Here is a 22862-nt window from a genome sequence, read left to right as displayed (position 1 = left end):
TGGCGCGGTTGACGGGGCTCGAACCCGCGACCCCCGGCGTGACAGGCCGGTACTCTAACCAACTGAGCTACAACCGCGCGATGTGGGCGGAATAGGCCACGGGGCGCGGGGCGTCAAGCGGATTCGCGCGAGAAAATGCGCTTTCTCGACAGAAGTTTTTCCGTGGCATTTTAAGGGGTTTGAAACGAAAAAAGGGACCTCAGAGAGGTCCCCTTTTCAGGCAGCGGTGGCGCGGTTGACGGGGCTCGAACCCGCGACCCCCGGCGTGACAGGCCGGTACTCTAACCAACTGAGCTACAACCGCCCGCTGCACTCTCCAGGTCGCCCCGGAGCGTTTGGGTGTTCTATGGTGAGGGCGCTCCGCCGTCAAGCGCGGTTTGCGCGAAAATGTGAGATTTTTGTAAGTTGTTTTTGGGGCGTTTGAAGGGCTGGGTTTGAAGCGGGAAACCATGTGGTTTTCACGGAGGGATCGGGCCGCTTTTACTTGGCCGCCCCCATGGTCGGGACTGACGAAGGCTATGGCTTGGAATCCTGTGACACTGCGTAGGAAATCCGGGCGATGGCCCAATACCAATCTCTGAACGAGACGATCGTGACAGTCTCGAACTCCCGACCCAGACTGACCGCGCAGCGGGCGGGCGTCGGTCGGACTCACCACTGGGGCAACCGGTTGATCCAAATAAATAGGTTGGAGGGGGATGGTGGGTCGTGAGAGGCTCGAACTCCCGACCCAGACTGACCGCGCAGCGGACGGGCGTCGGTCGGGCTCACCACTGGGGCAACCGGTTGATCCCAATAAATAGGTTGGAGGGGGATGGTGGGTCGTGAGAGGCTCGAACTCCCGACATCTTCGGTGTAAACGAAGCGCTCTACCAACTGAGCTAACGACCCGACTTGGACCTGATAGCCCAAGGTGGGGGCGGGCTTCAAGCCTATAATGTCAGCCTTTCTTGCTGGCCGTTCTCAAGGCGGAAAACCACCCCCTGCCCGCCTTGCATCTCCCGCAGCGCGGCGGGCGTGCGGCCCAGTAAAATAAGGCGCAACATGCGCGATGTGATGCCGTGGGTGATCAGCACATGGGGGCCGGTCAGGCTGTGTAGAAAGCGCTGGCAGCGCTTATGGAGCGCCGCGAAACCCTCACCCTCGGGGGCGTGTTCATAAAGATCGTAGGAATCACGCGCGGCGGGGGTTTGGCGCAGCAACGTCTCGCGCGACATTCCGGCCCAAGCGCCGATGCCGATCTCCCCCAAACGAGCATCAGGCGCAGCCTTTAGCCCCGTCCCCGCCAGCGCGATTTCGGCTGTGACCACCGCCCGCCCCTGCGGGCTGCTGAGCGCCGAGACCCCCGACAGATCGAAGCGTTTTAGAATCGCATTCTGCGCCGCGGCCTGTTCGCGCCCCCGCTCGGTCAGCGGGGAATCGAAATGCCCTTGGAGCCGATTGGCGAGGTTCCACTCCGTCTCCCCATGGCGCAGGATATAGAGCGTCGGGTAACGGCTCATGCGGGGGCTTCCAAGATGCGCTCGGTCCCGTTCTCCAACAAGTAGACGCAGCCTTGCCGGTTGCTGAGCCGACCAGCCTCTGCCGGATCGACGCCGCATACCTCTGCGCGAAGCACCTGCCCCCAGAGCCCGTGGGCGACCAGCACCGTGGGCGCGGTCAAACTGTCGAGCACCGCCCTGATCCGCGCGCGAAAGGCCGCCAGCCCCTCCCCGCCCGGCGCGGCGGCGTAGATCTCCAACGGGACCGGGTCGCGGGCCGCGAGGTCGGGGTGCGCGGCGAATATCTCATCCCGGGTTGCCCCCTGCCAATCGCCTGCATGGATTTCTTTCAGCCTGGCATCGGTTTGGAAAGCGGCCCCACTCAACGCAATCCGCGCCGTCTGCTGCGCGCGGTCAAGCGGAGAGACGAGGATATGCGGCTTTTGCGCAAGGATCGCTGGCATGATCTGTGCCTGCCGCTCAGCCTCAGCGATGCCCTGATCGGTCAGCGGTGAATCGAGATGCCCTTGCAGACGAAACGCGCGATTCCACTCGGTCTGCCCGTGGCGCAGGAACCAGATTTTAGGATGTGCCGACATGCTCTCTCCGCCCGTTGTGCCCGTGGTATGGGCCGATAGGGATAAGGATCACCCCGACGCAGAGAAGGCAAGCCATGGGACATAGGCGCGGGCTCGGAGCGGCAAGCTAATCCAACGCGATCTAGGGGAAAAATGGTGGGTGATAAGAGATTTGAACTCCTGACATCTTCGATGTGAACGAAGCGCTCTACCACTGAGCTAATCACCCTTGCGGGGCGAAGTAGCCAATTGCGGCGCGGCTTGCAAGAGGGTTTGGCGCAAAAACTGTCGCGAGATGCGGCGGGCCCTGCCCCGCGGTGGATACGAAAAACGCGCGCCCCGAAAGGCGCGCGTTGATGACATTCTGACGGGCCGTTCGCCTTAATGCGTGGTCGTCGCGTCCACGCCTGCGGCACGGGCCTTCATCGCGGCGGCTTCGGCGGCCTCTTGGGCAGCTTCGTCCCAATCGATCGCTTTCGGCTTGCTCACCAGCGCATGCTCCAGAACTTCCGAAACATGGCCCACCGGGATGATGGTCAGCCCCTCTTTGACGTTGTCGGGGATGTCCGGCAGGTCTTTCTCGTTCTCTTTGGGGATCAGCACCGTGGTGATGCCGCCTCGCAGGGCCGCGAGAAGTTTCTCCTTCAATCCGCCGATCGGCATGGCGTTGCCGCGCAGGGAAACCTCGCCCGTCATGGCAATGTCACGCCGCACCGGGATCTGGGTCAGCACCGAGACGATTGAGGTCACCATCGCCAGACCGGCCGAGGGGCCGTCCTTGGGGGTGGCGCCGTCGGGTACGTGCACGTGGATGTCCAGCGTGTCGAACTTCGGCGGTTTGATCCCGATCTGCGGAGAGATCGATCGGACGTAGGAACTGGCCGCGTCGATGCTTTCCTTCATCACGTCGCCGAGCTTGCCGGTGGTCTTCATCCGGCCCTTGCCCGGCAGGCGCAGTGCTTCAATGCTCAGAAGCTCGCCGCCCACGGAGGTATAGGCCAGCCCGGTCACAACGCCGATCTGGTCCTTCTCCTCGGCCAAGCCGAAGCGGTGCTTGCGCACGCCGAGGTAGTCTTCGAGGTTGTCGCCAGTGACGGTGACGCTCTCAGCCTCCTTCTTGACAATCTTGGTCAGCGACTTGCGCGCCACCTTAGCGATCTCGCGCTCAAGGTTCCGCACACCGGCCTCGCGGGTGTAGTAGCGGATCATGCCGGTGAGGGCCGAATCCTCGATCTCGAACTCCTTCTTCTTCAGACCGTGGTTCTTGATCTGCTTCTGCACCAGATGTTGCTTGGCGATTTCGCGCTTTTCGTCCTCGGTGTAGCCCGACAGCGGAATGATCTCCATCCGGTCCAGAAGCGGCCCGGGCATGTTGTAGCTGTTCGAGGTGGTCAGGAACATCACGTTCGACAGGTCGTATTCCACCTCGAGATAGTGGTCCACGAAGGTGCCGTTCTGCTCCGGGTCGAGCACTTCGAGCATGGCCGAGGCCGGATCCCCACGGAAGTCCTGCCCCATCTTGTCGATTTCATCGAGCAGGATGAGCGGGTTCGTGGTTTTGGCCTTTTTCAGCGCCTGGATGATCTTGCCGGGCATGGAGCCGATGTAGGTCCGACGGTGGCCGCGGATCTCGGATTCGTCGCGCACGCCGCCCAGCGAGATGCGAATGAACTCGCGCCCCGTAGCCTTGGCGACCGATTTGCCCAGGCTCGTCTTGCCGACGCCCGGAGGGCCGACGAGGCACATGATCGGGCCTTTCATCTTGGTCGAACGCTGCTGTACGGCCAGATACTCGACGATGCGCTCCTTGACCTTCTCGAGGCCATAGTGATCGTCATCGAGAACCTTTTGCGCGCGGCCCAAGTCCTTTTTCACGCGGGACTTCACGCCCCATGGGATCGACAGCATCCAGTCGAGGTAGTTGCGCACCACGGTGGCTTCGGCCGACATGGGCGACATGTTCTTGAGCTTCTTCAGCTCGGCCTCGGCCTTCTCGCGGGCTTCCTTGCTCAGCTTGGTCTCGGCGATCTTGGCTTCAAGCTCGGCGACTTCGTTCTTGCCGTCCTCGCCGTCGCCCAGCTCCTGCTGGATCGCCTTCATCTGTTCGTTCAGATAGTATTCGCGCTGTGTCCGCTCCATCTGGGACTTCACGCGGGTCTTGATCTTCTTCTCGACCTGCAGCACGGACATCTCGCCCTGCATCAGGCCGTAAACCTTCTCAAGCCGCTCGGAGATGCTCAGCGTCTCCAGCAAGTCCTGCTTCTGCTCAACCTCAATGCCGAGGTGACCGGCCACGAGATCGGCCAGACGCGCGGGCTCGGCGCTTTCGCCAACGGCGGCGAGCGCTTCCTCGGGGACGTTTTTCTTGACCTTGGCGTAGCGCTCGAACTCATCAGCCACGGTGCGCAAGAGCGCTTGCGTGGTCGCCGCGTCGCCCGGCATCTCGGTCAGATACTCGGCGCGGGCCTCAAAGAAGTTGTCGTTCTCAAGGTATTCGGTGATGCGCACCCGCGCTTGGCCTTCGACCAGCACTTTCACGGTGCCATCGGGCAGTTTCAGCAGTTGCAGCACATTGGCCAGCACACCGGCCTTGTAGATGCCGGATGTGTCGGGATCATCCTCGGCGGGGTCGATCTGGCTCGACAGCAGGATTTGTTTATCGTCCGCCATCACCTCTTCAAGGGCGCGGACGGATTTCTCGCGGCCAACGAAAAGCGGCACGATCATGTGGGGAAACACGACGATGTCGCGCAGCGGAAGCACCGGGTAGGATGCGTTCAGTGGCTCTAACATGCTCAATTCCTTATCTTAGCAAGACATCCGGGCCCCTGTCATAGGCGGCCTCTGACATCCCCTCTTCTGGACAGGACATGTGTGCATCCCATCCGCCTGTTTCAATCCCTTGCGGGCTATTCGGCCGCCATCATCGCGCTTCGGCGGGGTGGAGGCAAGCGCGCGATGGGGTGAATTCGCCCCAATTGCACGCGTCGTAAGAAAGGGGCGCCGCACGGGCGCCCCTGATCGGTCAGGCTTCGGCCTGTTCCAGCGTCGGGTAATCGGTAAAGCCCTCGCGCCCACCGCCATAGTAGGTATCGGTATCGCCCTCGTTCAGCGGCCCGTTCATCTGCCAGCGGCGCGGCAGATCGGGGTTGGCGATAAAGGGGCGGCCCACGGCGATCAGATCGGCCTTATCCTCGGCCACGGCCTTGATCGCCATCTCGCGGTCATAGCCGTTGTTGGCCATGTAAGGCCCGTCAAAGAGCGCCCGCAGCGCGGCGATGCTTTCGCCTTCGTCCAACTCGCGCGAGCCGCCTGTCGCGCCTTCGACAAGATGCAGGTAGGACAGGTTGTAGCGGTTCAGCCCCTTCACGACATATTCAAAGGTTTCTTGCGGATTGGCGTCTTCGATCCCATTGGCGGGCGAAAAGGGCGAGAGGCGCAGCCCCACACGTTCGCCGCCCCAGACTTCCGTTACCGCATCCAGCACCTCAAACAGCAGCCGTGCGCGGTTTTCGACGCTGCCGCCATAGGCATCGTCGCGTTTGTTGCCGCCGGTTTTGAGGAATTGGTCCAGCAGATAGCCATTGGCCCCGTGAACCTCGACCCCGTCGAAGCCTGCTTTCTTGGCCATCTCGGCGGCATGGGCATAGTCGGCGACCAGACGCGGCATCTCATCCAATTCAAGCGCGCGCGGCTCGGAGGTATCCTCGAACCCGTTGGCGGTGAAGGTTTTCACGCCAGCGCCGATAGCAGAAGGCGCGACAGGCTTGCCGCCATCGGGCTGTAGAGAGGTGTGGCTGATCCGGCCCACATGCCACAGTTGGATGACGATCCGCCCTCCTTCGGCATGCACCGCGTCGGTCACCTTGCGCCATGCGGCGACTTGGCCCTCGCTATGAATGCCGGGGGTCTGGAAATAGCCCTTGCCCTCGGGGCTGATCTGGGTGGCCTCGGTGATGATGATGCCCGCGCCAGCCCGCTGGCGGTAATAGTCGACATGCATGTCCGAGACTTCGCCGGTCTCATTATCCGCGCGATTGCGCGTCAGGGGGGCCATCACCAAACGGTTCTCGGCCGCAATCTCACCGGCGGTGAAAGGGGTAAAAAGCTTCTCGGTCATATTCGGGCCTTTCCTTGCAATAGAATGTGCAAGGCACCTAAGACCCTGCCGCCTCGCAGCAAGGACCGTCAGCACAATTTCGCGTGAGGCCGCAGCGCCCGCCCGTCAGAGCGGGTCGATGTCGCCCTGTTCGCGGCCTGCGTGGAAATCGGCCTGCCACTGGGTGAACCGCCCCGCCGCGATGGCTGCGCGCATGCCCGCCATGATGTCTTGGTAGTATTGCAGGTTGTGCCATGTCAGCAGCATGGACGAGATGATCTCTTGGCTGCGGAAGACATGATGCAGATAGGCGCGCGAGTAGTTGCGGCAGGCTGGGCAACTGCAATTCTCATCCAGCGGGCGGGGATCATCCTGATGCCGCGCGTTCTTGATGTTGAGCACGCCCATCCGGGTAAAGACCTGCCCCGTACGGCCAGAGCGTGAGGGCAGCACACAGTCCATCATGTCGATGCCCCGCGCCACGGCCCCGACGATATCGTCGGGCTTGCCCACGCCCATCAGGTAGCGCGGCTTATCCTCAGGCAGCATGTCGGTGGCAAAATCGAGCGTAGAGAACATCGCCTGCTGCCCCTCCCCCACGGCCAGACCACCGACGGCATAGCCGTCAAAACCGATCTCGCGCAGCGCCTCGGCACTCTCTTGGCGGAAGTCTTCCTCCAACCCGCCTTGCTGGATGCCGAAGAGCATGTGACCGGGGCGGTCGCCAAAGGCCTCCCGGCTACGCTTGGCCCAGCGCATCGACAGACGCATGCTTTCGGCGATGCGGTCCCGGTCGGCGGGCAGCGCCGGGCATTCATCGAAACACATGACGATGTCGGAACCCAGAAGCTCCTGAATCTCCATCGAGCGCTCCGGCGTGATCTCATGTTTGGAGCCGTCGATGTGGCTTTTGAAAGTCACGCCGCGTTCGGTCAGCTTGCGCAAGCCTGCGAGGCTCATCACCTGAAAACCGCCACTGTCGGTCAGGATCGGCTTGTCCCAGTTCATGAACTTATGCAGCCCGCCCAAGGCGGCCACACGCTCTGCCGTGGGGCGCAGCATGAGGTGGTAGGTATTGCCCAGCAGAATGTCCGCGCCGGTGGAGGCCACGCTTTCGGGCATCATCGCCTTAACGGTCGCCGCTGTGCCCACGGGCATAAAGGCGGGCGTGCGGATCTCGCCGCGCGGGGTCTGGATCACGCCGCTGCGTGCCTTGCCGTCCTGCGCGTGTTTGGTGAATCCGGTGCTGGTCATACGCTGCCCTCTCTGCCTGCGACTGGCGCGATAAACCAGTGGCGGGAAACATGCAATAAAGCTGAAATAGCCGAAATTGCACGAGAATGGTATCGTTCAAAAGATACCGGGCTTAGGGCTTGGTCGCCGCCGCTTGATCACCGCCAACGCATTCCTGCGCAGGCTTTGAAGCCAGCAATCCAACGATGCGCGGCTCGCTACGCGCAAGCCCAACGCAGCCCAAAGCGCGCAAATAGCGCTTCAAAGCGCCGCGCAGCCTTGAATTGCCCGAACCCCCGCTACATTGCGCTATCCATGCAGCGGCTTGCCTTACTCTCACGCGCTTTCGCGACTGTGTTTCCTCGTTTTCTGGGGGCCTTCGTGCTGGCGATTGCACTGCTGACGGGGGCCGCCACCGGGCAGGCGCAGGAGAAATGGTTTCAAACGACCGAGCTGAACCCCGGTCTGCCGCCCCCGCCTGAGACGCTGGACCGCGGTACGCCAATGGCGGCGTTAGAAAGTTTCATCTACCTCACGGACAATGGGCACTATTCGGACGCGGCCCATATCCTTGACCTGTCGGACTTACCCCAAGGGGATCAGGCGGTTATCGGGGCCGAGCGTGCTTTTCAACTTTCCGTCCTGATGGAGCGCAAGGTCGTCGTGCCATGGCGCAGGTTGGCAGACCGGCCCGACGGCTGGCTCTCAGGCTCGGCCGAGGACAATGACACGGGGCGCGTGCGCCGCTCGCTCTTGATCGACCGGTTGGAACTGGGCGGCCATGACGTGCCGCTGCGGCTCAACCGGATCAAACCCGGTGAGGATGCCGAGCCGGTCTGGGTCTTCTCGCGCCAGAGCATCGACAATATTCCGCATCTCCATGCGCAGTATGGGCCGACAGACCTTGAGACGATGCTGCCCGACTGGCTGCGCATCCGCGCCTTTTGGGGCATGTATCTGTGGGAGGTGCTGTTCCTGCCTTTGCTGGTCGTCGTCGCCCTGACAGCCGGTTGGTTCGCCTTTAGCATCATGCGCCGCCTCGGGCAGGCCGCCAAACGCCGCTGGATTCGCTTTGTGCTGCGTTCCTTCCGCTGGCCCGCCGCCATCGTGCTTTGCGCGGCGATCATCGGCACGGCCACCAGCCGGGTCTTGGTCGTCTCGGGCTTTATCGACGCGGTGCTGAGCCCGATTTTGCTGATCGCCTATGTCACAGCCGCCGCCCTCGCCATTGTCTTTACCTTTGACGAGATCTTTGACCGGATTAGCCCCAACAACGCCTATGAGCTTGCCGACCCGATGAACGCCCATATGCGCTCCATCGCCACGACAATCGCGGCGGCGCGCAAGGCGGTGATCGTGATCGCCATTCTGGTGGCCACGGGGGTGATCCTCGTTTCCAGCAATGCGGACAATACGCTGGGCCTGTCGCTGCTGGCCTCTGCCGGTGCGGTGACCATCGTCTTGGGTTTCGCCGCGCGTGAGGTTTTGGGAAATATCCTCGCCTCTATCCAGATTGCGCTGAACCGCTCTGCACGGATCGGGGATCAGCTGATCTTCGAAGGGCATTTCTGCACGGTCGAGCAAATTCACTTTACTTACGTGCAACTGCTCAACTGGAATGGCACCCGGCTGATCGTGCCGGTCAGCTATTTCGTCTCCGACGCTTTTGAAAACTGGTCAATCGAGGATCACGCCATGGTGCGCCCCATCATTCTGACCCTGTCGCAAAACGCCGATGTGGCTGCCCTGCGCCGTGTGTTCTTTGACCTCTTGGCCCGCGAAGACCCCGATGACGTCAAACCGATGGACAAGGCCAAGGTGCATGTGCTCGACCAAGATGCCTTTGGTATCAAGGTGCGCTTCGAGTTGCCCACCGACAATGCCGCCACCTTTTGGGATATCGAATGCCGCGTGCGTGAGGAACTTCTTGCCGCCGCCGCGCGGATGGAGAAAGAAGACGACGTCCGCATGTTGCCCCCCGCCCCTGCGGATATGGGCACCCCCTGACATCGCGCCGCTTGATGCAGCCCCTGCCGCAGGTTAGGCAGGCAGACCAATGACCCAAGGAGCAGGCAATGGAAAAACTCACATTCGGTTGGGAAGAATGGGTTGCCCTGCCCGATCTTGGCCTGCCCGCGATCAAAGCCAAAGTCGACACCGGCGCGCGCACCTCGGCGCTGCATGCCCATGACATCGAAGTCTTCGGTCCCGCTTCCAAACCCAAGGTGCGGTTCAACGTGCATCCCATCGCCGGGCGCGAAGATATCTCGATCACCTGTTCCGCCCCGATCATCGACCGGCGCGAGGTGACTTCCTCTAACGGCGAATCTGAGCAACGTTTCGTCATCGCCACCACGCTTGAGGTCGGCGGCCAAAGCTGGCCCATCGACGTGACCCTGACCAACCGGGGCACCATGACCAGCCGCATGTTGCTGGGCCGTCAGGCGCTGACCGAACATATCAACATCTCGGCCACCGAACGACGGCTGCAACCTGACCTGAATTACGACGTTTACCACACCGCCAGCCTGCGCCACAAAGCGCCGCAGCGGGCGCTGCGCATCGCTGTGCTGAGCCGGGAAGACAACTATTCCACCCGCCGACTGGTCGAAGTGGGCGAAGCGCGCGGCCATGTGGTTGAGGTGATCGACACCACGCGTTGCTATATGGCGATCAACCAACTGGCCCCCGAGGTGCATTACGACGGCAAGCGCCTTCCGCGCTATGACGCCGTGATCCCGCGCATTGGCGCGTCGATCACCCCCTATGGCACCGCCGTCATCCGCCAGTTCGAGACGATCGGCACCTATTGCGTCAACGGCTCTGCCGGGATCACCGCGAGCCGCGACAAGCTGCACGCGCATCAGGTCTTGGCCGCGAAAAAGATCGGTATGCCGACCACGGCTTTTGCCGCATCGCCGAAAGACACCTCCAACCTGATGGCGCTAGTGGGCACCGCGCCTTTGATCGTGAAGCTGCTGGAGTCGACCCAAGGCAAGGGCGTCGTGTTGGCGGAAACCAAGAAGGCCGCAGAGAGTGTGATCGACGCCTTCCGTGGCCTGCGCGCCAACTTCCTCGTGCAGGATTTCGTCAAGGAAGCCGCCGGTGAGGACATCCGCTGCCTCGTGGTGGCGGGCAAGGTCGTGGCCTCTATGAAACGCACAGGCGCCGAGGGGGACTTCCGCTCAAACCTGCATCGGGGCGGCTCGGCCAAGGTTGTACGCATCTCGAAAGAAGAACGCGATACCGCCGTGCGTGCCGCCCGTGCCTTTGGCCTCGGCATCGCCGGGGTCGATCTGCTGCGGTCGGAAAGCGGGCCAAAGGTGCTTGAGGTCAACTCCTCCCCCGGGTTCGAGGGGATCGAGAATGCCACCAAGAAAGACATCGTTGGCAAGGTCTATGATGAAATCGAAGCCCGGGTGAAGCCACAGCCCGCGCGGCGTCGCAAAGGCGGATAACGGGGGCGGCAGCGGCCCCGCCCGGCTCGGGGCCACTTTACGCCCCTGCCCGCAATCCCTATATAAAACGTCGAGAATGATGCGAGGCAAGAGATGACCGAACAGACCCAACCGCTCGAAGGGACACCGCTGATTGCGCCCTCCTCCACCGATCACCCGCTCTACGAGCAGGTCGTTGAGGCTTGTCGCACGGTCTATGACCCTGAGATCCCGGTGAATATCTATGAACTGGGGCTGATCTACACCATCGACATCAACGACGAGAATGAAGTCGACATCAAGATGTCGTTGACCGCGCCCGGCTGCCCCGTGGCCGGTGAGATGCCCGGCTGGGTTGCCGATGCGGTCGAGCCGATCGCCGGGGTCAAGCAGGTCAATGTGGCACTGGTTTGGGAGCCGCCTTGGGGCATGGATATGATGTCGGACGAAGCCCGCCTTGAACTGGGCTTCATGTAAGCGCGAGCTTTACAAAGCGAAGAACAGACGCCGTCGATGCAGGGCATCGACGGCGTTTTTTTTGGCCGCATCCCGCCGAGCGGGACGGCCTAGGATTGTTCATTTGACTGACATGATCCGGTCGTGAAACCGTTACATCGGGCACCCATAGAAGCCCCAGAACTTCATTCACGAACGGATAACATTATGCGAACACTTGTTTCTCTCGCCGCTCTGGCCCTCGCGCCCGGCATGGCGCTGGCCCAGGCCGATGCTGCCGCGACCCCGGTCGAATACGGCCCCCGCCCGGCCTATCTGGTGGACAAGCTGCCCGAGGGCGCATTGAAGGACAAGCTGGCCTCCTGCATGGGGCAAGACGCCACCAAAACCGATTTCTCCATCGGCCACCGTGGCGCGCCGCTGATGTTTCCTGAGCATACCGTGCAATCCAACGTCGCCGCCGCGCGTATGGGCGCGGGCATCTTGGAATGCGACGTGACCTTTACCGCCGATCATGAGCTGGTCTGCCGCCACGCGCAGAACGACCTACACACCACGACGAACATCCTCGTCTCCGATCTGGCCGAGAAATGCACCACCGGCTTCACCGCCGCGTCGGGTGACACGCCCGCCAGCGCCGAATGCCGCACCTCTGACATCACCTTGGCCGAATTCCGCACCCTGACGCCCAAGATGGACAGCGCCGACAAGACCGCCATCACCGCCGAAGACTATCAGGGCGGCGTCGCGAATTGGCGCACCGAGCTTTACAGCGACAAGGCCGATCTGATTACCCATGCGGAATCGATCGAACTGTTCAAATCTTTGGGCGCCAAGTTCACGCCTGAGCTGAAATCTCCCTCCGTCGAGATGCCGCATGAGGGTTTCTCTCAGGAAGACTACGCGCAGAAGCTGGTGGATGAATATGTCGCCGCAGGCATCCCCGCCTCCGACGTTTGGCCGCAATCCTTCAACCTCGAAGACGTGCTTTACTGGGTTGAGAACACACCCGAATTCGGCAAACAGGCTGTCTATCTGGTGCAATGGTCCGACGGTTTCGATGAGCAAAACCCCGAGACTTGGGCAGAAGATTTCGCCGATCTGAAAGCCAAGGGCGTGAACTACCTCGCGCCGTCGCTCAACATGATGCTGACCAATAAGGACGGCGCCATTGCCGCATCCGAATACGCCATGGCCGCGAAAGAAGCAGGGCTGACCCTGATCGCATGGACGCTGGAGCGTTCCGGCCCGCTCGCCTCCGGTGGCGGTTGGTACTTCCAGTCGGTCAATGACATCGTGAAAGACGACAGCGACTATCTGGTGGCGCTGGATGTGCTGGCCCAAGACGTGGGCGTGGCCGGTGTCTTCTCTGACTGGCCCGCGACCGTGACCTATTATGCGAACTGCATGGGCCTCTGATCGGTCCTAGCCGTTAGAACGCCATCAGGGCCGCCCCCTTTCGGGCGGCCCTTTTCCGTGGCCGGGCTTGCATGGATTTCGCCTTCCTGCGACATTGCGGGAAACAAGGGGCAAGCCATGGAAACTTGGGCAATTTTTACCGGCGATATCGTGAAATCCTCCGCGATGAGCCGGACGGAGGTGGATACCGTCTTCGCGCGCCTTGATGATGCCTCCGAGGCGCTGACTGCTTGGCAAGGCCAGCCCGCCCGGATGACCCGTTTTCGTGGAGATGGCTGGCAGATGGCCGTGGCGCCCACTTTCACCTTCCGCGCAGCCCTCGTCCTACGCGCCACCGTGCGCCGCTGCGGCAAGACCGCCGACACCCGCTTTGGCATCGGTATCGGCCCCGCGCATTTCGCGGGGGACGACCTATCCCGCGCGGACGGAGTGGCACTGGTCAGCTCCGGCCACGCGCTCGACAACATGCCTCGCGCGCGGCGCATGCACGCGCCCGACACCCCCCTCGCCCTGCGCACGGCCCTGCCCCTCGCCGACCGGATCGCGGGCGGCTGGACCAAGCGCCAAGCCGATGTCGCCTATTACATGCTGGCCCCCGAACCGCCCGTCCAAGCAGAGCTTGCGAGGCAGTTTGACCTGACGCAGCAAAGCGTGCAGGGCCATGTGGAGGCGGCGGGGATCGATGAGTTGCGGGAGGTCTGCGAGGTTCTGGAAAAGCATAAAACAGCCCCTTAAGCCTGTTTTATCAAATTACAGCCAAATTAGGCTGTTTAATACCATAAGAAAACGCTTGCCCCGGCTCGCCATGGCTTTTCAAATGGACGCCATCACCAACTACCGGAATTTCTATGACCGAACAGGCCATCGCCACCGCTCTCGCCTGCCTGATCGCTCACTTGCTGGCCGATTTCGTTTTTCAAACCAATGCCATGGTCGCTGCCAAGCGCATGCCGCAAGTGCTACTGCTCCACGGCGCTATCGTCTTTGCCCTGACCGCATTGGCCCTCGGCGGCAGTTTGATCCCCGCCGCCCTCCTCGCGCTTGCCCATACCGCAATTGATGCGCTCAAGACCTACGCCGTGCCGGCGCACCAGCGCGACCGGCTTTGGCCCTACCTTACCGATCAACTCGCCCATCTCATCACCATCGTAGCCCTTGTCCACTATGCCCCCGACGCCTTTGCCAGCGGCATCTGGGCCGACCACAGCAGCGCGCTCATCCCGCCTGCCCTGTTTATCGCCGGACTGATCACCGCGACGCTCAAAGGCGGTCCCGCCGTGGGTGGTTTGATGCTGCCGCACAAGGCGCAGGCCCAACCGGATGGGTTGGAGAATGCGGGCCGGATGATCGGCCTGCTGGAACGCGCGTTGATCTTTCTAATGGTCATGATCGGCGAGCCTGCGGGCATCGGTTTTCTCATCGCGGCAAAGTCGATCCTTCGTTTCGACACCGTGAAAAAGAACCAGAAGATAAGCGAATACGTGATTATCGGCACGCTGGCCTCTTTCGGCTGGGCGCTCATCGCCGCCTTCGTCACCAAGGCAGCAATGAATTCTTTCTGACGGCTTGAGATCGCCGCGCCGCACCCCTATCTTGGCCGCATAGGAGATTTGTGATGTTTGGCATTCCCGGCAAGCAAGCCGTTACCATGACCCCCAAAGCCGCTGGCCAGATTGCGAAGTTGATGCAATCGGCGGGCCACGCCGGGCTGCGCATTGGCGTCAAGAAAGGCGGCTGTGCGGGCATGGAATACACCATGGAATACGTCGAAGCGACCGACCCCAATGATGAGGTGGTCGAACAAGACGGCGCGCGGGTGATGATCGCCCCCATGGCGCAGATGTTCCTCTTCGGCACCGAGATCGACTATGAGACTACGCTGCTCGAGTCCGGTTTCAAATTCCGCAATCCCAATGTGACCGAAGCCTGCGGCTGCGGCGAATCCATTAAATTCGACGAAAGCCTCGGCGCGAAGTAAGCGCGCCGATCTGCCCCGGCCTTGACGAAAGGCTGCGGGCCTGCGAACTGATCTGACAACGTAAACAGATCAGGACGGAACCGATGCGCCCCAAAATCGCCGCCGGCAACTGGAAAATGAACGGCACCGCCGCCGCGCTGACAGAGCTTCACAGCCTTGCCACCGGCCTGCCCGACAACCCGCCGCAGGTCGTGATCTGCCCGCCCAGCACCCTCCTCTTTCGCGCCACCGACGCCACCCATGGCAGCCCGATCCAGATCGGCGCACAGGATTGCCATGCCGAAGAAGCGGGCGCCTACACCGGCGATATCTCTGCCGCGATGGTTGCCGACAGCGGGGCCAGCCATGTGATCCTCGGCCATTCCGAGCGCCGCGATGCCCACCGCGAGACTGACGCCGATGTACAAGCCAAGGCACGGGCCGCATGGGGTGCCGGTCTCACCGCCATCATCTGCATCGGCGAAAGCGAGGCGGAGCGGGACGCGGGCCAGACCCTCGACATTATCGGCGCACAGCTCGACGGCTCCCTCCCCGATGCTGTGGAGGCCGGGAACACCGTTATCGCTTATGAGCCGATTTGGGCCATCGGCACCGGCAAGGTCCCCAGCATTGCGCAGATCAAAGAGGTGCATGATTTCATTCGCACCCGCCTGATCGACCGTTTCGGCGCGGAGATCGGCAATGCGCTCCCCCTGCTCTACGGCGGTTCGGTAAAAGCCGGGAATGCGGTCGAAATCTTCGCGGTCGAAAACGTCGATGGCGCGTTGGTCGGCGGGGCCAGCCTCAAGGCCGAGGATTTCGCGCCCATCGTGACGGCCCTCGCCCAGTCTTAAACCAATGCGGGGCGGCGAAGACACCCGCCGCCCCGCCCTCTTACAGCGGCAGCATCGTCGTCGATTTGATCTCTTCCATCGACAAAAGCGCCGTGACGTTATGCACTTTCACCTCTGAAATCAGCGCCTGATAAAAGACATCATAGGCCCGCGCGTTCTTGACCCGCACCTTCAGGATATAGTCGATATCCCCCGCCAGACGGTGCGCCTCCTGCACCTCGGGCCGGTCTTTCAACGCCTGCAAAAACGCCGCCTGCCAAGCCGCCTCATGCTCTGACGTGCGGATCAGGACAAAGAAACAGGCCTCGAACCCAAGCGCTTCGGAATCCAGCACCACGGTCTGCTGGCCGATGACCCCGGCTTCGCGCAGCTTGCGTATCCGATTCCACACCGGCGTTTTCGAAGACCCCACTTCACGGGCAATATCGTCCAGCGATTGGCTCGCATCCCGTTGCAGCTGCGCCAAAATCTTCCGGTCGGTCTCATCAATTCGGACAGTCATTCTCTTCTCTCTCGCCCCGGCAGGACGTTCATACTCAACCTGCGGCCAAAGCGAACGCATGTTCTTATCTGCGCCAGCATATAGCCAATTATCGGGAATATTTCCTATATAAGAGGTCACGTCAAACAGAATACAGGGCGCATCATGGATCACTTTCCCATCTTCCTCGCCACCCGCGGGCAAAAGATCCTCCTCTCCGGCGGCGGCGAAGCCGCTCTGGCCAAGCTGCGTCTGCTGATGAAAACCGAAGCGGCGCTGCATGTCTTCGCCCCCGACCCGGCGGCAGAGATCGTAGATTGGCAAGCGGCGGGCAAGCTCACCCTGCACCGCCGCCCCCTCGGCGCCGCCGATCTCCCCGGCGCGCGGCTGTTCTACGCGGCGGATGAAGATGACACGCTGGATGCCGAGAATGCCGCGCTGGCCCATGCGGCGGGCGTGCTGGTCAACATCGTCGACAACCTGCACGACAGCGAATTCATCACCCCCGCCATCGTCGACCGCGATCCGGTGACCGTGGCTATCGGCACCGAAGGCGCCGCCCCGGTGCTGGCCCGCGCCATCAAGGCCGATCTGGAAGAGCGTCTGCCCGTCACCCTCGGCCCGCTGGCGCGCATCGGCAAAGGCTTTCGCAAGCTGGCCGATGCCCTGCCCATGGGCCGCGCGCGCCGTGATTTCTGGCGGGAGTATTATTTCGCCACCGGCCCCCGCGCCATGGCTGAGGGCAAGGATACCGTGCGCCCGGCGCTGAAGACCCTGCTGAACACCCACCTCACCCGCAAAGCCCGCGCAGGCCATGTGGCCTTTGTTGGCGGCGGCCCGGGCGACCCGGAACTGCTGACGCTCAAGGCCCGCCGCGCGCTGGATGAGGCCGATGTGGTGATCTACGACCGTCTGATCAGCCCCGAGATTCTCGAACTCGCCCGCCGCGAAGCGCTGAGGATCGACGTCGGCAAAGAGGGTTTTGGCCCCTCGACGGCCCAAGAGCACATCAACGCCCTGCTGGTCGAACACGCGCAAAGCGGCGCGCAGGTGGTGCGGTTGAAATCCGGCGATGCCACGGTCTTTGGCCGGCTCGACGAAGAGATCGACGCGGTCGACGCCCATGGCATCGGCTGGCACATCGTGCCCGGCATCACCGCCGCCTCCGCCGCCGTGGCGGGCATCGGGCAGAGCCTGACCAAACGGGGCCGCAATGCCTCGGTCCGCTTCCTCACCGGGCACGACATGAAAGGTTTCGCCGATCACGACTGGGCCGCCCTCGCGCGCCCTAACGAAGTCGCCGCAATCTATATGGGCAAGAAATCCGCCCGTTTCGTCCAAGGCCGCCTGCTGATGCATGGCGCCGACCGCGCCACACCCGTCACCGTGATCGAAAACGCCTCGCGCGCCGATCAGCGGGTGCTGTCGACCACGCTGAACGATCTGCCGCGCGATCTGGCCGATGCCGAAATGACCGGCCCCGCGCTCACCTTCTACGGCCTCGCCCCGCGCGCCGCCGTCCAAGTTGCCACCGAAACCCCGCTAGAGGAGCTGGCCTGACATGCCCAAACCCTTCACCCCCAAGGTCATCACCGCCAATGCGCTGCTCGAAGGCGATGTCGTCTATCAAACCGCCACCGGCTGGACCCGCAAACTGAGTGAAGCCGAAGTCCTCACCGATGAGGCCGACGCCGACCTGCGCTTGATCGACGCGCTGAGCCAACAAGACTTGGTCGTTGGCGTCTACCTCGCCGATGTGGCCCCCGAAGCGGGCGGCCCCCGCCCCACCCATTTCCGCGAAGAGTTCCGCGCCACTGGCCCCTCGAACTACGCCCACGGCAGACAGGAGACCGTCTGATGTACAGCTACACCGAATTCGACGACAAATTCCTCGCCGAGCGCAACGCCCAGTTTCGCGCCCAAGTCGAGCGCCGCATCGACGGCTCGCTCACCGAGGATGAGTTCAAACCCCTCCGGCTGATGAACGGCCTCTACCTGCAACTGCACGCCTATATGCTGCGGGTGGCGATCCCCTATGGCACGCTGAACAGCGCCCAGATGGACCAACTCGCCTATATCGCCGAGCGGTGGGACAAGGGCTACGGCCATTTCACCACGCGCCAGAACATCCAGTACAACTGGCCCGAATTGCGCGACGTGCCCGACATGCTCGACGCGCTGGCCGAGGTGAAGCTGCATGCGATCCAGACCTCCGGCAACACCATCCGCAACGTGACGGCAGACCATTTCGCCGGCGCCGCCGCCGATGAGGTCGCCGATCCCCGCCCCGTGGCCGAACTGATCCGCCAATGGTCCACCGACCACCCGGAATTCCAGTTCCTGCCGCGCAAGTTCAAGGTCGCCGTCACCGGCGCCGCCGCCGACCGGGCGGTGATCAAGGCCCATGACATCGGCCTGCGCATCGTCGAACGCGATGGCGAGCAAGGTTTCGAAGTCATCGTCGGCGGCGGCCTCGGCCGCACCCCGATGATCGGCAAGGTGCTCTACGACTTCGTAAAGCATGACGATCTGCTGCCCACGCTCGAAGCCATCGTCAGCGTCTACAACGTGCTGGGCCGCCGCGACAATAAGTACAAGGCGCGCATCAAGATCACCGTCCACGAGAACGGCATCGAAGACATCCGCGCCCGGGTCGATGCGCAATATGCGCTGATCCGCGACCAGTTCACCGGCGTCGACCAGCAAATGCTGTCGCGTATCGAAGCCGATTTCGCAGCACCCGCGTTCAAAACAGCCTCCCTCGGGGCTTACGAGTCCGCCTATACCAACGACCCGGTCTTCCGCGCCTGGGCCGATACCAACCTCGCCGCGCACCGCGCGCCGGGCTATGCCATCGTCTCGATCAGCCTCAAGGCCCATGGTGCCACGCCGGGCGACGCGACGGCAGACCAGATGCGCGTGATGGCCGACCTCGCCCGCCGCTTCGGCCATGACGAGCTGCGCATCAGCCACGAGCAGAACGTGATCCTGCCCCATGTGCACCGCAGCGACCTGCCCGAACTGCACGCCGCGCTGAAAGAGGCGAAACTGGCCACCGCCAACATCGGCTTGATCTCGGATATCATCGCTTGCCCCGGCATGGATTACTGCGCGCTGGCCACCGCGCGTTCCATCCCCATCGCGCAGGAAATCGCCACCCGTTTCGACGAGCTGAAGCTCGAACATGACGTGGGCCCGCTCAAGATCAAGATCTCCGGCTGCATCAACGCCTGCGGCCACCACCACGTGGGCCATATCGGCATCCTCGGCCTCGACCGCGCGGGCGTAGAGAACTACCAGATCACGCTCGGCGGCGACGGCACCGAGGACGCAAGCCTCGGCACCCGCACCGGCCCCGGCTTCTCGGCCGGGGAGATCATCCCCGCCATCGAACGCCTCGTTCTGGGCTATCTCGACCTGCGCAACGATCCCGGCGAGACGTTCTTGCAAGCCTACCGCCGTCTCGGCCTCGCGCCATTCAAAGCCGTGCTCTACCCCGAAGCGGCAGAGAAGGATCGGGCCAATGCCGCTTGACACCCCTGAACTTCATCCTTTCTCAAATACCGATGCGCCGCCCCCCGAGGGGCTGCGCGCGGTCGAGGAAAAGGTGGCACGGCTCAACGCCGAGTTGCGCCACCACGGGGCGACGGATGTGATCCGCCGCGCCGATGCGGAGATCGAGAACCTCACCCTCGTCTCCAGCTTCGGCGCGGAATCGGTGGCGCTGCTGCACCTCGCCTCCATGGTCTCGTGGGACATCCCGGTGCTCTTTATCGACACCGAGATGCTCTTTGCCGAAACCCTCGTCTACCAACAGGAGCTAAGTGAGCGCCTCGGCCTGCGCAATGTCACCACCCTGCGCAGCGCAGAGATCGCAGCGCAGGATCCCGATGGCACGCTGCATCGGTATGACACCGATGCTTGCTGCGCCCTGCGCAAGACCCGACCCCTGCAAAGCGCACTGGCGGGCTATGACGGCTGGATCACCGGGCGCAAACGTTTTCAATCGGGCAGCCGCGCGGCCTTGGAGTTTTTCGAGACCGAGATCCCCGAAGACGGTGCCGCACCCCGGATCAAAGTGAACCCGCTGGCCTATTGGGCCAATTCCGATGTGGCCGACTACATCACCGAAAACCGCCTGCCCCGGCATCCGCTGGTGGCCAAGGGCTACCCTTCGATTGGCTGCGCGCCCTGCACCTCGCCCGTGGCCCCGGGCGAAGACCCGCGCGCCGGGCGCTGGCGCGATCAGAACAAAGAAGAATGCGGCATCCATTTTGTGAACGGCAAAGTGGTCCGAACAGGAGACAAATCATGAGCGTACTCGTCACCGACACAGGCTTCACCGCCGACGACTGGACCCAAGGCTATAGCGAGGATAGCGCCGCGAACGATTGCCGCGCCGTCGATCTGGCCTCTGACGCCGATGCCCATGCCCTCACCCTGACCCCGGCGCTTGAGATGATCCGCGTCGACTTCCCCTCTTTCGCGGATGGGCGTGGTTTTACAATCGCCCGCGTCCTGCGCCTGCGCGGCTACAGGGGCCGCCTGCGCGCCCGCGGGCATGTGCTGGCCGATCAATATGCCATGGCCCGCCGCGCCGGGTTCGATGAGGTCGAGATCGACGAGGATCTGGCCGCCCGCCAGCCTGAGGACCAATGGCTGGCCCGCGCCGATTGGCAGGCCCATGACTATCAGTCCCGCCTGCGCGGTGCCGCATCCGGACCGGCGACCGCGGCCAAATAGGCCGCTTCATTGCCCTCCCCCCTTCCTTGCCATAAGTAGAGGCCGCAACCCGATTTGCGGAAACCATGATGACCGAGCAGAGCACAGTGAACCAAACCGCAGCCAAGCCCGTCCCGACATTGCCCGACGCCCAGACCGTGACCTCGGTTACGCACTGGACCGATCAGCTGTTCTCGTTCCGGGTGACCCGGCCTGCAAGCCTGCGGTTCCGCTCGGGCGAGTTCGTGATGATCGGCCTGATGGGCGACCCGCATCCCGAAACCGGCAAGCAAAAACCACTACTGCGCGCCTATTCCATCGCCTCGCCCGCCTGGGACGATGAGTTGGAGTTCTACTCGATCAAGGTGCAAGACGGCCCGCTGACCTCTAAACTACAGCACATCCAGCCCGGCGATCAGATCATCCTGCGGCCCAAACCCGTGGGCACGCTGGTCCATGACGCGCTGCTGCCGGGCGACCGGCTGTGGATGTTCGCCACCGGCACCGGCTTTGCCCCCTTCGCAAGCCTGCTGCGCGAGCCTGAGACCTATGAAAAATTCGACGAGGTCATCGTCACCCACACCTGCCGCGACGTGGCAGAGCTTGAGTATGGCCGCCAGTTGATCGAAGGGCTGAAGGCCGACGAGCTGATGCAGGAACTGATCGGCCCGGAAAACCTTGCCAAGATTCGCTATTACCCGACCACCACCCGCGAAGAGAGCCCCAAGATGGGCCGGATCACCAATCTTTTGCAGGATGGCACGGTGTTCAAAGATCTGGGCGTGCCCCAGATCAATGCCGCCCATGACCGTGCCATGGTCTGCGGCAGCCTTGGCTTCAACAAGGATATTATGGAGATTCTCGAAGGCTTTGGCCTGACCGAGGGTGCCAATTCCGACCCCCAGCATTTCGTCGTCGAAAAGGCTTTCGTCGGCTGAGCCGAATTAAGCCTTACGAAAGGTCGCAGCGTTATAACCAAGGTGTCGGCGCAGCTTTGCCGACGGTTTGGCAGAACCCTGCGCATCCCGAAAACGCCCCCTTCCGCTGCACTGCGGCAGGGCTTAGCTGACGCCTTGCGAGCGCGGGGGACTGCCGCGCGAAACGCAACCACAGGCGAAAGGCATATCAATGGCGAGCAATGGGACCCCGACCCCAAAGAAAGTCTCCGATCTGGCAACTCAAAAGGCCGACCTGTCCAGCACGGCGCTGATCGGCATCTTCGGCAGCGACAGCACGCCCGGCGCGCTGATCCGCGAAGGTGGCGGCAAAATCTCACGCGTCGAAGTGGGCGATCAGGTCGCTGGCGGCATCGTCTCCGCCATCGGGCAAGGGACGCTGGTGCTGTCCAGCCGTCGCGGCAATCAAGTGCTGCGCCTGCCGCAGGGCTGAAACCTTGGGGGAGGCGCGGCGCGCGCCTCTTGACCTGCCGCGCGGGGCAGTGCACATCCCGCGCATGAGCAAGACAGCATTGATCACCGGCGCATCGCGCGGCCTTGGGGCCGCATTGGCGGAAGCCTTGGCCCCCACCCATCACATCATCGCGGTCGGTCGCACGACCGGCGCGCTTGAAGAGTTGGACGACCGTATCCAAGCCAAGGGCGGCAGCGCCACCTTGGCGCCGATGGACATCACCAACGCCGATGCCATGGCCGTGCTGTGCCGGGGCATCCATGACCGTTGGGGCGGGCTTGACCTTTGGCTGCATTGCGCCGTCCATGCCGCCCCGCTGACGCCCACCGATCACATCGACGCCAAGGATATGGAGAAATCCATCGCCGGAAACGTCACCGCCACTGCGCGGCTGATCACCTTTGTCTCGCCGCTTTTGGGGGCGGATGGCACGGCGGTCTTCTTTGAAGATCCGCGTGCGGGTACGAAATTCTTCGGCAGCTACGGCGCCACCAAAGCTGCGCAGATCGCGCTGGCGACCTCTTGGCAGGTCGAGACCGCGCAGATCGGCCCCCGTGTCCATATCCTCACGCCCGAGCCGATGCCCACCGCCACCCGCGCGCGCTTCTTCCCCGGCGAAGACCGCGCGGCGCTGAGCGACACCGCCACGCAGGCCGCTGCGGTATTGGCGCAACTGTCGGAAAACTCCGCCTCCTGAACCGCGCGGCACCGGCGCGCTGCGCTTGCCGCCGGTCC

22 protein-coding genes and 4 tRNA genes are annotated in these 22862 nt (G+C 62.8%); 16 read left to right on the top strand and 10 right to left on the bottom strand.

Translation table 11 applies throughout. From position 1 onward, the window contains the following. The 9 genes from ACGYLQ_RS05150 to tgt all read right to left on the bottom strand — a co-directional run bounded on the left by ACGYLQ_RS05150 (position 1) and on the right by tgt (position 7412). Positions 1-77 (bottom strand) — tRNA-Asp (locus tag ACGYLQ_RS05150). 150 nt (positions 78-227) lie between these two features. Further along, positions 228-304, bottom strand: a tRNA-Asp gene (locus ACGYLQ_RS05145). A 511-nt stretch (positions 305-815) separates the two neighbouring features. Further along, positions 816-891, bottom strand: a tRNA-Val gene (locus tag ACGYLQ_RS05140). Between the two features lie 41 nt (positions 892-932). Beyond that, the gene (locus tag ACGYLQ_RS05135) at positions 933-1502 is read right to left on the bottom strand and encodes a histidine phosphatase family protein (RefSeq protein WP_394440872.1); all 570 of its coding nucleotides are present in this window, start codon (positions 1500-1502) and stop codon (positions 933-935) included. After that, positions 1499-2080, bottom strand: a complete 582-nt coding sequence (locus ACGYLQ_RS05130; RefSeq protein ID WP_394440870.1) for a histidine phosphatase family protein — start codon at positions 2078-2080, stop codon at positions 1499-1501. The genes ACGYLQ_RS05135 and ACGYLQ_RS05130 overlap by 4 nt, the downstream gene beginning before the upstream one ends. A gap of 133 nt (positions 2081-2213) precedes the next feature. After that, positions 2214-2288, bottom strand: a tRNA-Val gene (locus tag ACGYLQ_RS05125). Positions 2289-2440: 152 nt separating this feature from the next. Next, entirely contained in the window at positions 2441-4852 is a 2412-nt protein-coding gene (gene lon / locus ACGYLQ_RS05120; RefSeq protein WP_394414529.1) for an endopeptidase La, read from the bottom strand. 232 nt (positions 4853-5084) lie between these two features. Beyond that, positions 5085-6179, bottom strand: coding sequence for an alkene reductase (locus ACGYLQ_RS05115; protein WP_394440868.1), 1095 nt, complete (start codon positions 6177-6179; stop codon positions 5085-5087). Between the two features lie 105 nt (positions 6180-6284). Further along, positions 6285-7412: a tRNA guanosine(34) transglycosylase Tgt gene (gene tgt / locus ACGYLQ_RS05110; protein WP_394440866.1), complete on the bottom strand. Its 1128-nt coding sequence runs from the start codon at positions 7410-7412 to the stop codon at positions 6285-6287. 360 nt (positions 7413-7772) lie between these two features. Here tgt and ACGYLQ_RS05105 point away from each other — a divergent pair, with 360 nt between their 5' ends. From ACGYLQ_RS05105 to tpiA, 8 genes are all read left to right on the top strand, one after another. Then, positions 7773-9398, top strand: coding sequence for a mechanosensitive ion channel family protein (locus tag ACGYLQ_RS05105; RefSeq protein WP_394440864.1), 1626 nt, complete (start codon positions 7773-7775; stop codon positions 9396-9398). A 68-nt stretch (positions 9399-9466) separates the two neighbouring features. After that, positions 9467-10849, top strand: coding sequence for a 30S ribosomal protein S6--L-glutamate ligase (gene rimK / locus ACGYLQ_RS05100; RefSeq protein ID WP_067265023.1), 1383 nt, complete (start codon positions 9467-9469; stop codon positions 10847-10849). Positions 10850-10942: 93 nt separating this feature from the next. After that, entirely contained in the window at positions 10943-11305 is a 363-nt protein-coding gene (locus tag ACGYLQ_RS05095; RefSeq protein WP_209218051.1) for an SUF system Fe-S cluster assembly protein, read from the top strand. A gap of 186 nt (positions 11306-11491) precedes the next feature. Then, positions 11492-12703, top strand: coding sequence for a glycerophosphodiester phosphodiesterase family protein (locus tag ACGYLQ_RS05090; protein WP_394440862.1), 1212 nt, complete (start codon positions 11492-11494; stop codon positions 12701-12703). 117 nt (positions 12704-12820) lie between these two features. After that, entirely contained in the window at positions 12821-13438 is a 618-nt protein-coding gene (locus tag ACGYLQ_RS05085; RefSeq protein WP_394440860.1) for a hypothetical protein, read from the top strand. Positions 13439-13551: 113 nt separating this feature from the next. Then, the gene (locus ACGYLQ_RS05080; RefSeq protein ID WP_394440858.1) at positions 13552-14265 is read left to right on the top strand and encodes a DUF3307 domain-containing protein; all 714 of its coding nucleotides are present in this window, start codon (positions 13552-13554) and stop codon (positions 14263-14265) included. 53 nt (positions 14266-14318) lie between these two features. Further along, a complete protein-coding gene (locus tag ACGYLQ_RS05075) occupies positions 14319-14681 on the top strand; it encodes an iron-sulfur cluster assembly accessory protein (protein WP_067265014.1) in 363 nt (120 codons plus the stop codon). 83 nt (positions 14682-14764) lie between these two features. Then, complete coding sequence (gene tpiA, locus ACGYLQ_RS05070) at positions 14765-15514, top strand: triose-phosphate isomerase (RefSeq protein ID WP_394440856.1); 750 nt, start codon at positions 14765-14767, stop codon at positions 15512-15514. A 40-nt stretch (positions 15515-15554) separates the two neighbouring features. On the opposite strand, the gene ACGYLQ_RS05065 is transcribed toward tpiA, so the two are convergent. Beyond that, complete coding sequence (locus tag ACGYLQ_RS05065) at positions 15555-16016, bottom strand: Lrp/AsnC family transcriptional regulator (RefSeq protein ID WP_067265010.1); 462 nt, start codon at positions 16014-16016, stop codon at positions 15555-15557. Positions 16017-16160: 144 nt separating this feature from the next. On the opposite strand from ACGYLQ_RS05065, the gene cysG reads away from it, so the two are divergent. The 8 genes from cysG to ACGYLQ_RS05025 all read left to right on the top strand — a co-directional run bounded on the left by cysG (position 16161) and on the right by ACGYLQ_RS05025 (position 22824). Further along, positions 16161-17555: a siroheme synthase CysG gene (gene cysG / locus ACGYLQ_RS05060; protein ID WP_394440854.1), complete on the top strand. Its 1395-nt coding sequence runs from the start codon at positions 16161-16163 to the stop codon at positions 17553-17555. 1 nt (position 17556) lies between these two features. Further along, complete coding sequence (locus tag ACGYLQ_RS05055) at positions 17557-17853, top strand: DUF2849 domain-containing protein (protein ID WP_394440852.1); 297 nt, start codon at positions 17557-17559, stop codon at positions 17851-17853. Next, positions 17853-19529, top strand: coding sequence for a nitrite/sulfite reductase (locus tag ACGYLQ_RS05050; protein ID WP_394440850.1), 1677 nt, complete (start codon positions 17853-17855; stop codon positions 19527-19529). Before ACGYLQ_RS05055 ends, ACGYLQ_RS05050 begins: the two co-directional genes overlap by 1 nt. After that, positions 19519-20310 carry a phosphoadenylyl-sulfate reductase gene (locus tag ACGYLQ_RS05045; protein WP_394440848.1) on the top strand — a complete coding sequence of 264 codons (792 nt, stop codon included), beginning with the start codon at positions 19519-19521 and terminating at the stop codon, positions 20308-20310. The genes ACGYLQ_RS05050 and ACGYLQ_RS05045 overlap by 11 nt, the downstream gene beginning before the upstream one ends. Next, positions 20307-20738, top strand: coding sequence for a DUF934 domain-containing protein (locus ACGYLQ_RS05040; protein ID WP_394440846.1), 432 nt, complete (start codon positions 20307-20309; stop codon positions 20736-20738). The genes ACGYLQ_RS05045 and ACGYLQ_RS05040 overlap by 4 nt, the downstream gene beginning before the upstream one ends. Positions 20739-20806: 68 nt before the next feature. Further along, positions 20807-21655, top strand: a complete 849-nt coding sequence (locus tag ACGYLQ_RS05035; RefSeq protein ID WP_322327921.1) for a ferredoxin--NADP reductase — start codon at positions 20807-20809, stop codon at positions 21653-21655. Between the two features lie 190 nt (positions 21656-21845). Next, a complete protein-coding gene (locus ACGYLQ_RS05030) occupies positions 21846-22106 on the top strand; it encodes a pilus assembly protein PilZ (protein ID WP_271693471.1) in 261 nt (86 codons plus the stop codon). A 64-nt stretch (positions 22107-22170) separates the two neighbouring features. Further along, positions 22171-22824, top strand: coding sequence for an SDR family NAD(P)-dependent oxidoreductase (locus tag ACGYLQ_RS05025; protein WP_394440844.1), 654 nt, complete (start codon positions 22171-22173; stop codon positions 22822-22824). Positions 22825-22862: the final 38 nt, after the last annotated feature.

The organism is Sulfitobacter sp. 1A12779 (genome assembly GCF_043557315.1).
Taxonomy (GTDB): Bacteria; Pseudomonadota; Alphaproteobacteria; order Rhodobacterales; family Rhodobacteraceae; genus Sulfitobacter; species Sulfitobacter faviae.
Note: the sequence above shows the minus strand (reverse complement) of the source record. Positions and strands in the feature narration are given on the sequence as shown.

What these genes read in the sequence shown, in the direction of transcription:
- ACGYLQ_RS05135 (WP_394440872.1), bottom strand. Translation starts at nt 1,502, where the DNA reads ATGAGCCGTTACCCGACGCTCTATATCCTGCGCCATGGGGAGACGGAG.
- ACGYLQ_RS05130 (WP_394440870.1), bottom strand. Translation starts at nt 2,080, where the DNA reads ATGTCGGCACATCCTAAAATCTGGTTCCTGCGCCACGGGCAGACCGAG.
- lon (WP_394414529.1), bottom strand. Translation starts at nt 4,852, where the DNA reads ATGTTAGAGCCACTGAACGCATCCTACCCGGTGCTTCCGCTGCGCGAC.
- ACGYLQ_RS05115 (WP_394440868.1), bottom strand. Translation starts at nt 6,179, where the DNA reads ATGACCGAGAAGCTTTTTACCCCTTTCACCGCCGGTGAGATTGCGGCC.
- tgt (WP_394440866.1), bottom strand. Translation starts at nt 7,412, where the DNA reads ATGACCAGCACCGGATTCACCAAACACGCGCAGGACGGCAAGGCACGC.
- rimK (WP_067265023.1), top strand. Translation starts at nt 9,467, where the DNA reads ATGGAAAAACTCACATTCGGTTGGGAAGAATGGGTTGCCCTGCCCGAT.
- ACGYLQ_RS05095 (WP_209218051.1), top strand. Translation starts at nt 10,943, where the DNA reads ATGACCGAACAGACCCAACCGCTCGAAGGGACACCGCTGATTGCGCCC.
- ACGYLQ_RS05090 (WP_394440862.1), top strand. Translation starts at nt 11,492, where the DNA reads ATGCGAACACTTGTTTCTCTCGCCGCTCTGGCCCTCGCGCCCGGCATG.
- ACGYLQ_RS05085 (WP_394440860.1), top strand. Translation starts at nt 12,821, where the DNA reads ATGGAAACTTGGGCAATTTTTACCGGCGATATCGTGAAATCCTCCGCG.
- ACGYLQ_RS05080 (WP_394440858.1), top strand. Translation starts at nt 13,552, where the DNA reads ATGACCGAACAGGCCATCGCCACCGCTCTCGCCTGCCTGATCGCTCAC.
- ACGYLQ_RS05075 (WP_067265014.1), top strand. Translation starts at nt 14,319, where the DNA reads ATGTTTGGCATTCCCGGCAAGCAAGCCGTTACCATGACCCCCAAAGCC.
- tpiA (WP_394440856.1), top strand. Translation starts at nt 14,765, where the DNA reads ATGCGCCCCAAAATCGCCGCCGGCAACTGGAAAATGAACGGCACCGCC.
- ACGYLQ_RS05065 (WP_067265010.1), bottom strand. Translation starts at nt 16,016, where the DNA reads ATGACTGTCCGAATTGATGAGACCGACCGGAAGATTTTGGCGCAGCTG.
- cysG (WP_394440854.1), top strand. Translation starts at nt 16,161, where the DNA reads ATGGATCACTTTCCCATCTTCCTCGCCACCCGCGGGCAAAAGATCCTC.
- ACGYLQ_RS05055 (WP_394440852.1), top strand. Translation starts at nt 17,557, where the DNA reads ATGCCCAAACCCTTCACCCCCAAGGTCATCACCGCCAATGCGCTGCTC.
- ACGYLQ_RS05050 (WP_394440850.1), top strand. Translation starts at nt 17,853, where the DNA reads ATGTACAGCTACACCGAATTCGACGACAAATTCCTCGCCGAGCGCAAC.
- ACGYLQ_RS05045 (WP_394440848.1), top strand. Translation starts at nt 19,519, where the DNA reads ATGCCGCTTGACACCCCTGAACTTCATCCTTTCTCAAATACCGATGCG.
- ACGYLQ_RS05040 (WP_394440846.1), top strand. Translation starts at nt 20,307, where the DNA reads ATGAGCGTACTCGTCACCGACACAGGCTTCACCGCCGACGACTGGACC.
- ACGYLQ_RS05035 (WP_322327921.1), top strand. Translation starts at nt 20,807, where the DNA reads ATGACCGAGCAGAGCACAGTGAACCAAACCGCAGCCAAGCCCGTCCCG.
- ACGYLQ_RS05030 (WP_271693471.1), top strand. Translation starts at nt 21,846, where the DNA reads ATGGCGAGCAATGGGACCCCGACCCCAAAGAAAGTCTCCGATCTGGCA.
- ACGYLQ_RS05025 (WP_394440844.1), top strand. Translation starts at nt 22,171, where the DNA reads ATGAGCAAGACAGCATTGATCACCGGCGCATCGCGCGGCCTTGGGGCC.